The sequence below is a fragment of the Rhodococcus sp. EPR-157 genome (genome assembly GCF_001647195.1).
Lineage (GTDB): Bacteria > Actinomycetota > Actinomycetes > Mycobacteriales > Mycobacteriaceae > Rhodococcoides.
Window position 1 is genome coordinate 1 of record NZ_LVCV01000305.1, and the last position, 10,292, is coordinate 10,292.

At 63.2% G+C, this 10,292-nt stretch carries 10 protein-coding genes; 6 read left to right on the plus strand and 4 right to left on the minus strand.

Going from position 1 to position 10,292, the window contains the following annotated elements; all coding sequences use genetic code 11:
* The 5 genes from A2J03_RS14040 to A2J03_RS14060 all read left to right on the plus strand — a co-directional run.
* Positions 1-550: PucR family transcriptional regulator (locus tag A2J03_RS14040; protein WP_197480764.1), on the plus strand; the 550-nt coding region annotated here is incomplete at its 5' end.
* Positions 551-678: 128 nt separating this feature from the next.
* Positions 679-1,587 (plus strand): ACP S-malonyltransferase, encoded by a 909-nt coding sequence (locus tag A2J03_RS14045; RefSeq protein ID WP_068374908.1) that lies wholly within the window; start codon positions 679-681, stop codon positions 1,585-1,587.
* Positions 1,588-1,762: 175 nt separating this feature from the next.
* Positions 1,763-2,065, plus strand: a complete 303-nt coding sequence (gene acpM, locus A2J03_RS14050; RefSeq protein WP_027497448.1) for a meromycolate extension acyl carrier protein AcpM — start codon at positions 1,763-1,765, stop codon at positions 2,063-2,065.
* A gap of 8 nt (positions 2,066-2,073) precedes the next feature.
* Positions 2,074-3,324, plus strand: coding sequence for a KasA/KasB family beta-ketoacyl-ACP synthase (locus tag A2J03_RS14055; protein ID WP_068374911.1), 1,251 nt, complete (start codon positions 2,074-2,076; stop codon positions 3,322-3,324).
* A 109-nt stretch (positions 3,325-3,433) separates the two neighbouring features.
* A complete protein-coding gene (locus A2J03_RS14060; RefSeq protein ID WP_068374918.1) occupies positions 3,434-4,867 on the plus strand; it encodes an acyl-CoA carboxylase subunit beta in 1,434 nt (477 codons plus the stop codon).
* Positions 4,868-4,954: 87 nt separating this feature from the next.
* Here the strand turns inward: A2J03_RS14060 and A2J03_RS14065 are convergent, their stop codons facing one another.
* The 4 genes from A2J03_RS14065 to A2J03_RS14080 form a co-directional block, all read right to left on the minus strand.
* Positions 4,955-5,383, minus strand: a complete 429-nt coding sequence (locus A2J03_RS14065; RefSeq protein WP_068374912.1) for a cold-shock protein — start codon at positions 5,381-5,383, stop codon at positions 4,955-4,957.
* An 81-nt stretch (positions 5,384-5,464) separates the two neighbouring features.
* Positions 5,465-5,977, minus strand: coding sequence for a DUF3145 domain-containing protein (locus tag A2J03_RS14070; RefSeq protein ID WP_068374913.1), 513 nt, complete (start codon positions 5,975-5,977; stop codon positions 5,465-5,467).
* 144 nt (positions 5,978-6,121) lie between these two features.
* Positions 6,122-6,934: a serine hydrolase domain-containing protein gene (locus A2J03_RS14075; RefSeq protein ID WP_068374915.1), complete on the minus strand. Its 813-nt coding sequence runs from the start codon at positions 6,932-6,934 to the stop codon at positions 6,122-6,124.
* Between the two features lie 108 nt (positions 6,935-7,042).
* Positions 7,043-8,170 carry an NDMA-dependent alcohol dehydrogenase gene (locus A2J03_RS14080; RefSeq protein WP_068374926.1) on the minus strand — a complete coding sequence of 376 codons (1,128 nt, stop codon included), beginning with the start codon at positions 8,168-8,170 and terminating at the stop codon, positions 7,043-7,045.
* Positions 8,171-8,390: 220 nt separating this feature from the next.
* On the opposite strand from A2J03_RS14080, the gene A2J03_RS14085 reads away from it, so the two are divergent.
* Positions 8,391-10,292 (plus strand): molybdopterin-dependent oxidoreductase (locus A2J03_RS14085; RefSeq protein WP_068374927.1); only part of this gene is annotated, 1,902 nt, incomplete at its 3' end.

A 10,292-nucleotide genomic window follows, 5' to 3' on the forward strand; every position in this document is an offset into this window, starting at 1 on the left:
TGGCCAGCTGTCCGACGACCCGACGAGTAGTTCCTTTCTGGACGAAATGCTGCAGAACTTTTCGGACGGTCCGGTGGTGATCGGCCCGACGACGCGCACATTGGGTGCCGCACATTCGAGTGCGGTCGAGGCTTTTGCCGGAATGCAGGCGGTTGCGGGATGGCGCGGTGCCCCCCGGCCGGTACACGCTGGAGAGTTGCTACCCGAACGCGCGTTGCTCGGTGACGCGGCCGCGATCGCCGCGCTCAACGACCTCCTCGTGCTCCCGCTGTCCTCGGCAGGTTCAGGCCTCGCCGATACTCTCGACGCCTACCTCGACTGCGGTGGCGCGGTCGAAACTTGTGCGCGTCTGCTGTTTGTTCATCCAAATACTGTGCGATATCGGCTCAAGAGAATAGCCGAAGTCACAGGACGAGATCCGACATCATCCCGTGATGCGTACGTGTTGAGGGTTGCGGCAACGGTAGGTCGTCTGACTCGAACCCATCACGAACCGCACTATCCTGCCCCACAGATCACACACGTCACATTCGGTGAAGTGGTCACGTAACGCCTACACCCGCTTCGGCGATGCAAACCCTCCACAAGCCCGTTTGTTGGGTATTCACAAATTGGGGGTCGAAGGTTCATCGGGAGCGACATCTCCTAAACAGGCCTCGACGGTGTTCTCTTAACGATGTGATTGCGTTGCTTGCGCCCGGCCAGGGCTCCCAGACACCCGGCATGCTTGTGCCATGGCTCGAACTACCCGGAGCCGCCGATCGCGTTGCCCTGTGGTCCAAGGCGTCCGGTCTCGATCTCGCACGGCTCGGTACGACTGCCACCGCGGAGGAAATCACCGATACCTCGGTGACGCAGCCTCTCGTCGTCGCCGCTGCGCTTCTCGCGTTCGAGGAAATCGTCGGACAGGGAATCCTGCCCGCCGACGCGATCATCGCCGGGCACTCCGTCGGAGAGCTTGCCGCCGCCGCAGTGGCAGGGGTGATCACGTCCGACGAGGCAGTGACCCTCGCAGCCGTCCGTGGCGCCGAGATGGCAAAGGCGTGTGCGCTCGAGCCGACCGGAATGTCAGCAGTGCTCGGTGGCGACGAAGCCGTCGTTCTCGCCCGCCTCGAAGAACTCGGCCTGGAACCGGCCAACGTCAATGCCGCGGGCCAGATCGTTGCGGCAGGGTTGCTCACAGCACTCGCCGAACTCGCCGAGAACCCTCCGGAGAAGGCGCGCGTGCGTGCACTTCCGGTTGCGGGCGCGTTCCACACCCGATTCATGGCATCCGCCCAGGACGCAGTCGCAGCGGCTGTCGCCGCGATCACGCCGTCCGAACCCGTCCGGACGCTGCTGTCGAACTCCGACGGCAAGCCGGTCACATCCGGGGCGGATGCCGTCACCAAACTTGCCGCACAGGTCACGAAACCTGTCCGGTGGGATCTGTGCACTCAGACGCTGCGTGACTCGGCGGTCACTGCTGTGGCAGAGTTGCCGCCGGCCGGAACGCTCATCGGAATCGCAAAGCGTGAGATGCGCGGGACACCGAACCTGGGCCTGAAGAAGCCCGAGGACATCGCAGCACTGGCGGAGCTGACCTAGAGCTCCCAGAGACTTCCCGTGACCGAAATAGTCACGGGTTCGAGGTGCCGTCCTCCACGGAGGGTCGGCATCTGGCGTCCACGAAGAGACGTCGGCAGGAACCGCACGACCAACACCATGACTTCGGCACGCCGATTCACGACGTGCCGATCACCAATAGAAGGGAGCCACTCAAGTGGCCAGCCAGGAAGACCTCATCGCCGGACTTGCAGAGATCATCGAGGAGGTCACGGGCATCGAACCGTCCGAGGTGACCATCGAGAAGTCCTTCGTGGACGACCTCGACATCGACTCGCTCTCCATGGTCGAGATCGCAGTGCAGACCGAGGACAAGTACGGCGTGAAGATCCCCGACGAGGACCTCGCAGGTCTGCGTACCGTCGGCGACGCCGTCAACTACATCCAGAAGCTCGAAGCGGAGAACCCCGAGGCCGCAGAAGCTATCAAGGCCAAGCTCGACGACTCCGCGAGCGAGTGACAGGGCCCATGACCAACCCATCCACCGCCAACGGACGCTTCCCCAGTGTCGTCGTCACCAGCCTCGCTGCGACCACGTCACTCGCGGGTGACGTCGATGCCACGTGGAAGGGTCTGCTGAACGGCGACAGCGGAATCGCAACGCTGGAAGACGATTTCGTCGCCGAGTACGACCTGCCCGTGCGGATCGGCGGCCACCTCGCGGTGAACCCGCAGAGCCTGCTCTCGCGGGTCGAGATTCGTCGCCTGAGCTACGTGGAGCAGCTGGCCACCGTGCTCGGTCGTGAGGTCTGGAAGAACGCCGGTACTCCCGACGTCGATCCCCTTCGCCTCGGTGTGTCGATCGGTACCGGTCTCGGTGGCGGCGATTCACTGATCGAGGCCAACGACAAGATGAAGGCCGGCGGCTACCGCAAGGTATCTCCGCTCGCCGTTCAGATGGTCATGCCGAACGGCCCCGCAGCGGTCGTGGGACTCGAGCTCAAAGCACAGGCCGGCGTCATCACCCCCGTCTCTGCCTGCTCCTCGGGATCGGAAGCCATCGCACATGCGTGGCGGATGATCGTGATGGGCGACGCGGACATGGTCGTCACCGGCGGCGTCGAGGGTTACATCGACGCGGTTCCGATCGCCAGCTTCTCCATGATGCGGGCGATGAGCACCAACAACGACAATCCGAAGGGTGCGTCACGTCCGTTCGACAAGGATCGTGACGGCTTCGTCTTCGGTGAAGCGGGTGCGCTCATGGTCATCGAGACCGAGGAGCACGCCAAGGCACGCGGCGCAACGATCCACGCCCGCCTGCTCGGTGCCGGAATCACCTCCGACGGGTTCCACCTCGTGGCTCCCGACCCGGAGGGCAAGGGTGCCGCGCGCGCTATGCAGCGTGCGATCGAGACCGCAGGTCTGCAGAAGTCCGACATCACCCACGTGAACGCCCACGCAACGGCCACTCCCATCGGAGACACCGCCGAAGCTCTGGCGATCAACAAGGCGGTCGGAAATCACGCAGCGGTGTACGCACCCAAGTCCGCTCTGGGCCACTCGATCGGTGCCGTCGGCGCTCTCGAGTCGGTACTGACGGTGCTGGCAGTGCGCGAGGGGATCATCCCTCCCACACTGAATTTGGAGAATCAGGATCCAGAAATCGATCTCGACGTCGTCAAGGGCGAGCCCCGCGTCGGACAGATCGAGTACGCGATCAACAACTCGTTCGGATTCGGTGGGCACAATGTCGCGCTCGCCTTCGGTCGGGCCTGATCTTCACCTCCGGGTGACGATCTGACCCGTGCAGGACTCGAACCCGGGTGAGAGCCAACAACTCTCACCCGGGAACGCCCCTCACCGGGGCATGCAGAAGGAGAACGCGATGACCATCCTGTCCCCCGTGACACGCTCGGGTAGTTCCACCGACCCCCGTGATCCCGTCGCCCGACTCGAGAAGCTCTTCGACGCCGGGACGATGATTCCGCTACACGACCACGACAAGTCCGGCCTCCTTGCCGCGTCCGGCGACATCGACGGCGTCCACACTGTCGCCTACTGCTCCGACGCCACCGTGATGGGCGGCGCCATGGGAGTGGACGGATGCAGGCATATCGTCTCCGCCATCGACACCGCGATCGATCGCGGCGCACCCATCGTCGGAATCTGGCATTCCGGTGGTGCTCGGCTCGCTGAGGGCGTCGAGGCACTCCACGCTGTCGGCCTCGTGTTCGAGGCCATGGTTCGCGCCTCCGGCCTCGTCCCACAAATTTCCGTCGTCCTCGGTTTCGCAGCCGGCGGCGCAGCGTACGGTCCAGCTCTGACCGACGTCGTCATCATGGCTCCCGAAGGACGCGTGTTCGTGACCGGACCTGACGTGGTCCGCAGCGTCACCGGCGAGCAAGTAGACATGGAATCGCTCGGTGGACCTGACACCCACCACAAGAAGTCCGGTGTCTGCCATATCGTCGCCGACGACGAACTGGACGCCCTCACCCGCGCTCGTCGGCTCGTGTCGATGTTCAGCGAGCAAGGCACGTTCGACATCGCCGCCGCCGAACACGGCGACACAGACCTGCGCGCGCTGCTGCCCGAGTCGAACCGCCGCGCCTACGACGTGCATCCGATCATCGACGAGCTGCTGGACAACGTCGAGGGCGAGTCGACCTTCGAAGAGTTCCAGGGTGGTTGGGCCCGCAGCATCGTCATCGGTCTCGGCCGCCTGAGTGGCAGGACCGTCGGCGTGATCGCGAACAATCCGATCCGCCTCGGAGGCTGCCTCAATTCCGAAAGCGCCGAGAAGGCTGCACGATTCGTGCGTTTGTGCGACGCCTTCGGTATCCCGCTCGTCGTGGTCGTCGACGTTCCCGGCTACCTGCCCGGTGTCAGCATGGAATGGGAAGGTGTCGTCCGTCGCGGGGCGAAGCTGCTGCATGCCTTCGCCGAAGCCAAGGTCCCGCGCGTCACGCTCGTCACTCGCAAGATCTACGGCGGCGCCTACATCGCGATGAACGCTCGCGCGCTCGGTGCCACTGCTGTCTACGCGTGGCCGGGTTCGGAGGTGGCCGTCATGGGCGCCAAGGCAGCCGTCGGAATTCTGCACAAGAAGGCTCTTGCTGCGGCCTCCGAAGACGAGCGCGAAGCACTCCACGACCGATTGACTGTCGAGCACGAGTCCATTGCTGGAGGCGTCGACCGAGCAGTGGCCATCGGCGTCGTCGACGAAGTGATCGAGCCCGCACTGACACGCTCGACCATCGCCAAAGCGCTGGCTGCGGCTCCGGCACTCCGCGGGAACCACAAGAACATCCCGCTCTGATCGAACTCGCACTACAACTGTGCCCCGGTGACTTGTCACCGGGGCACAGTTGTAGTGCGGTCGATATTCGCTCGGACCTGGGTCTTCTCAGCCCTCGAGCCACTTGTGCGATTGCGCGATCCTGATAAGGACCTGTCGGACGTCGAGAATCTGATCGGCAGTCAACGCACGGTTGGCGTGCAGCAGACCCTCGGTCAATTCCGCAGAAAAATCACGCAGTGACAGCACGTCGCACACGACATCGTCGTACTCGGTCGTTTCGGCGTCAGGCACTACTGCCGGTACCGCCGCCCGAGTGACAGGCTTGGGCGAATCGATGATCTGTACCTGAGCCGCTTTGAGGCCGCGGTCGCCCTCTTCGGCGACGTACTCGACGCGAACACCGGGCGCCAGCAGGCGCTTGTCGAAATCCAGATCGTTGACGTGGATGAACACATCCTCGCCGCCCTCGTCCGGAGCGACGAACCCGTATCCCTTGAATTCGTCGAATCGAATGACCTTACCGGTCGACAACATTGAAACCACCTATCCCACGTACCAACCCACATGCCTACCTTGGCACGGTCGCGACGATACCGGACAGCAGTAAAACGAACGTCAGCCAGCGTGGCGACTCAACCAGGTGACCTCGGCGCCACCGCCGCCGGTTCGATACGGCTCCAAAGCTTCGTCCCAGCTACTGCCGAGAGCATGTTCGATTTCCGCAGCGAGGTTGCCGGAACAGCCCTCGATCATCGCCTTCAGTCGCATTTCGCCGAGGATGACGTCGCCGTTGGCACTGGTCGACCCGCGCCACAATCCAAGACCCGGCACATGCGCGAAACGTTCGCCGTCGACACCGTCACTGGCGTCTTCGGTCACCTCGAACCGGAGCATCTGCCACGAGCGCAGAACGCCCGCCAATACGGCGCCGGTGCCGACGGGTCCGACCCAGTTGCTGGTCGCACGAAGCTGCCCATCCGACGATGGCTGCGCGGACCACTTCAGGTTCGCGCGACAGTCGAGGGCATCCGACAGCGCCCACTCGACATGCGGGCACAACGCAGCCGGCGAGGAGTGGATGTACACCACACCCGCCGTCCTATCCGCGAATTGGTTCGATACGCGCATTTCGAGAACACCTCCAGCTTCGACGAGGGACGTCTTCCCCAACGACCTCGACACGCCTGGCTCAGTGCTGCTCTATTGCACGTACTTGTACTAGTGTGCCCCGAGTTACCCCTGTTGCGCCAGTGCTCTTTTGTTCTTGCTGGTTCACCTGGGGTTATTGTGCAGAACTTCGTCCGAGAGCTCGGGCCAGAGCGGCTTTGCCCACTCACCGAACGCGAGATCCGTCAGCACAACCGTCGCCAGGCCCGCATCCGGATCGACCCACAGAAACGTTCCCGACTGGCCGAAATGGCCGAACGTCCGCACCGAGTTGTCGGCTCCGGTCCAGTGCGGCGACTTGCTGTCGCGAAGCTCGAAGCCCAGGCCCCAGTCGTTGGGCTTGTGAGATCCATAGCCGGGCAGAATGCCCGAGAGCCCCTCGAACTGGACCGACGTGGCCGCGGCGAAGGTCGACGGCGACACCAGCGTGGGAGCGAGCAGTTCGGCAGCGAACGCGGATAGATCGGACGCCGACGACCGAGCACCATGCCCCGCCGAGCCCGGCAGCGTGGAACTGGTCATTCCGAGCGGTTGAAACACCGCCTCGTCGAGGTAGTCCGTGAACGCGATGCCGGTGTCCTGAGCGATCGTGTCCGCCAGCACCTCGAAACCCGCACTGGAGTAGATGCGTTTGCTGCCGGGAGCGGCCTGCACCTTCTGCTCGCCGAAAGCGAGACCGGACGTGTGCGCGAGCAGATGGCGGACCGTTGATCCGTCCGGCCCTGCCTGCTGCTCGAGATCGATGGCCTCCTCCTCGATCGCGACCAACGCGGCATACGCGACGAGGAGTTTGGTGACCGATGCCAACTCGTAGACCCGATCGAGATCGCCGTACCGATCGACCACCCCTGCCTCGGACACCACCGTCGCCGATGCGTTGTCGACTGGCCAACCTGCGATCAAATCAAGACTGTGCACATGGACAACCCTAGTTCGTGGCCCCCTTTCGCTTGAATGGTCCTCCCACGCCATCTGAGCGTATGGATGTGACTTTCAAGCGATGGTGAACTACCGAAACTGCATGAACTACCGGTCGGCGTCGGTGTACTTGATGACGCCGCGGATGTTCTTGCCGTCGAGCATGTCCTGGTATCCGGAGTTGATGTCGTCGAGAGAGTAGGTGTTGGTGATCATGTCGTCGAGGTTGAGCTGCCCGCTCTTGTACATCGACAGCAGAAGCGGGATGTCGTGGCGAGGGTTGCCGCCACCGAAGATTGCGCCCTGCAGATCCTTCTGAAGCATCGTAAACAGGAACAAGTTCAGCTTGACGTCCATATCCTCCATGCGCCCCATCCCGGTGACGACGCAGCGGCCGGCTTTTGCGGTCAGCAACAACGCGGCCTCGATGTCCTCGCCCTTGATCTCGCCGACGGTGATGATCGTCTTCTCCGCCATCCGTCCTTCGGTGAGTTCCATCAGCGGCATCAATGCCTCGGCAGCACTGGCGAATACGTGAGTCGCACCGAACTTCAACGCTTGATCACGTTTGAACGGAACAGGATCGATGGCGATGACCTTCGTTGCCCCGGACTGCACGGCACCTTGCAGCGCACTGAGTCCTACTCCCCCGACGCCGATGATGGCGACGGTCTCACCGGGGGTCACCTTGGCGACGTTGACGGCCGAACCCCATCCGGTCGGTACACCGCAGCCGACGAGCGAGGCGACATCGAAAGGAATATCGTCGTCGATCTTGATGGCGGAGGTCTCGTGCACTGTCATGTAGGGCGAGAACGTGCCGAGCAGGCACATCGGGATGACGTCTTGGCCGCGTGCCTGTATCCGAAAGGTGCCGTCACTGATCGCCATTCCACTCAGAAGGCCCATTCCGAGGTCACACAGATTTTGATGCCCGTTTGCGCAGGCCGGACAGTGGCCGCACGACGGGATGAACGACAGGACGACATGGTCGCCCTCCTTCAGGGTCTTGACCTCCGGCCCCACCTTGGTGATGACCCCGGCCCCTTCGTGCCCTCCCATGACGGGGTACGACGGCATCGGCGTCGCGCCGGTGACGATGTGATGGTCGGAGTGGCACATGCCCGCCGCCTCCATGCGGATTTGCACCTCTCCTGCCACCGGGTCCCCGACCTCGATCTCCTCGACCGACCACCGTTCGTTCAGACCCCACAGCACAGCGCCTTTGGTTTTCATTGCGACTTGCCACCTCCACGCCGTCCGGCTCGCCATTCGAGCCGATTGCAGTGAATCCGACGATAGTCACAGAACCGCAAAATTGGAACACGTTCTAGCGTTCCGTTTCGATTGGATTCGGAACCGACCGCTCCAGGATTGGGCCGAGGAGGCAATCGATACCGCTCTGCTCGATCAAGTGCCCGCGCTAGGCTCGCACGGACGAATGGAGAGTTTTTCGATGACCATCAAGTTCGGCTCGTGCAATCTCTGCGAGGCGATGTGCGGCCTCGAGTTCACCGTCGAGGACAACACCGTCACGTCCGTCCGCGGCGACAAGCTGGATCCGCTCTCCCGTGGACACATCTGCCCCAAGGCGGTCTCCTTGATCGATCTGCACGGCGATCCTGATCGCTTGATCAAGCCGGTACGTCGTACCGACAGCGGGTGGCAGGAGATCGAATGGGACGAGGCCTACGACCTCGTGGCCAAGGGTCTGGCGTCGACTCGTAAGAAGCACGGTTCCAATGCGGTCGGCATCTATCAGGGCAACCCCAATGTGCACAGCCTCGGCGCGATGACGCACGGAATCCCGTTCACGTCGATGCTGCGAACAAAGAACCGCTACTCGGCGACATCCCTGGACCAGCTTCCCCACCAGCTCGTCAACCATCTTCTGTACGGTCACCAGCTTGCACTTCCGATCCCGGACATCGACCGAACCGACTTCTTCCTCGTACTGGGCGGAAACCCGATGGCATCGAACGGCTCGATGATGACGGTGCCCGATTTCGCGAACCGCGTCCGTGACCTCAAGGCACGAGGGGGCAAGCTGGTCGTGATCGACCCTCGCCGGACCGAGACTGCCGATGTTGCGGACGTTCACCACTTCGTCAGGCCAGGAACCGACGCGCTGCTCCTGCTTGCATTGATCAACTCGATAGTCGGCTCGGGCAAGACACGAACCGCGGACTACGTCGACGGCGAAGCCGAGATAGCCTCGCTCGTTGCCGATTTCACGCCGGCGTCGGTGGCGCCCGTCGTCGGAATCTCCGCCGAGGACATCACAACGCTCGCAATGGACTTCGCCGCAGCGGACGCTGCCGTCGCGTACGGACGGATGGGCGTCTCCACGCAGCAGTTCGGCACCGTGTGCCAGTGGGCGATTCAGGTGCTCAACATTCTCACCGGCAATCTGGACCGCGTCGGCGGTGCGATGCTGACCGATCCCGCCATCGATCTTGTCGAGAAGAACATCGTCGGCAGAGGTCACTTCGACAAGTGGCGCTCGCGCGTGCGTGACTTGCCGGAGTTCGCGGGTGAATTTCCGTGCTCGACGATGGTGGACGAAATGACGACGCCGGGTGACGGCCGGATCCGGGCGATGGCCGTGTTCTCCGGCAATCCCGTGCTGTCGATGCCGGGCGGCGAGAAGCTCGATCGAGCGTTCGCGGAGCTGGATTTCATGGTGTCCTTCGACTTCTACATCAACGAGACGTCCCGACACGCGGATGTGATCCTGCCGCCGACGATGTCCCTCGAACGCGACCACTACGACCTGATCTTCCAGGCCTTCGCCGTGCGCAACACTGCGAAGTTCATGCCCGCCGTCCTGACCAGGAAGGCCGGCGCCAAAGCCGATTGGGAGATCTTCCGCGACCTCGCCGTCCGTTATCAGGCGGCGCTCGCAGGTTCCACTCTCGGTGCGCTTCGTGCGCGCCTGGCTCCGAAATCCCTTGTGACCGAGGCTCGCCTGCGCCTCTCGCCCCGCCGAACCGTCGACGTGTTGCTACGCAATCACCGCAAAGGCCTGTCGGTCGCGAAGCTCGCGAAGTCTCCACACGGCGTGGACCTCGGCCCACTCGAGCCCGGTCTTCCGCGCAAGCTCCGCACCAGGAACAAGCGAATACAACTCGTGCAGGACATCATCGTCGGCGATCTCCCCGCGCTGCACGATCTGATGACCACCACCGAGGTCCCGACCGACGGGCAACTCCTGATGATCGGCCGTCGACATCTACGCAGTAACAACTCCTGGATGCACAACGCGCCACGGCTGACGAAGGGCAAACCGCGTCACCAACTGCTAGCGCATCCCGACGATCTGAGCGCACGCGGCATCGAGGACGGCTCGCTGGTCGCC

Excerpts from the sequence above, each read along its gene's own strand:
- A2J03_RS14055 (WP_068374911.1), top strand. The coding sequence starts at position 2,074 with ATGACCAACCCATCCACCGCCAACGGACGCTTCCCCAGTGTCGTCGTC.
- A2J03_RS14070 (WP_068374913.1), bottom strand. The coding sequence starts at position 5,977 with ATGCGCGTATCGAACCAATTCGCGGATAGGACGGCGGGTGTGGTGTAC.
- A2J03_RS14080 (WP_068374926.1), bottom strand. The coding sequence starts at position 8,170 with ATGAAAACCAAAGGCGCTGTGCTGTGGGGTCTGAACGAACGGTGGTCG.
- A2J03_RS14065 (WP_068374912.1), bottom strand. The coding sequence starts at position 5,383 with ATGTTGTCGACCGGTAAGGTCATTCGATTCGACGAATTCAAGGGATAC.
- A2J03_RS14060 (WP_068374918.1), top strand. The coding sequence starts at position 3,434 with ATGACCATCCTGTCCCCCGTGACACGCTCGGGTAGTTCCACCGACCCC.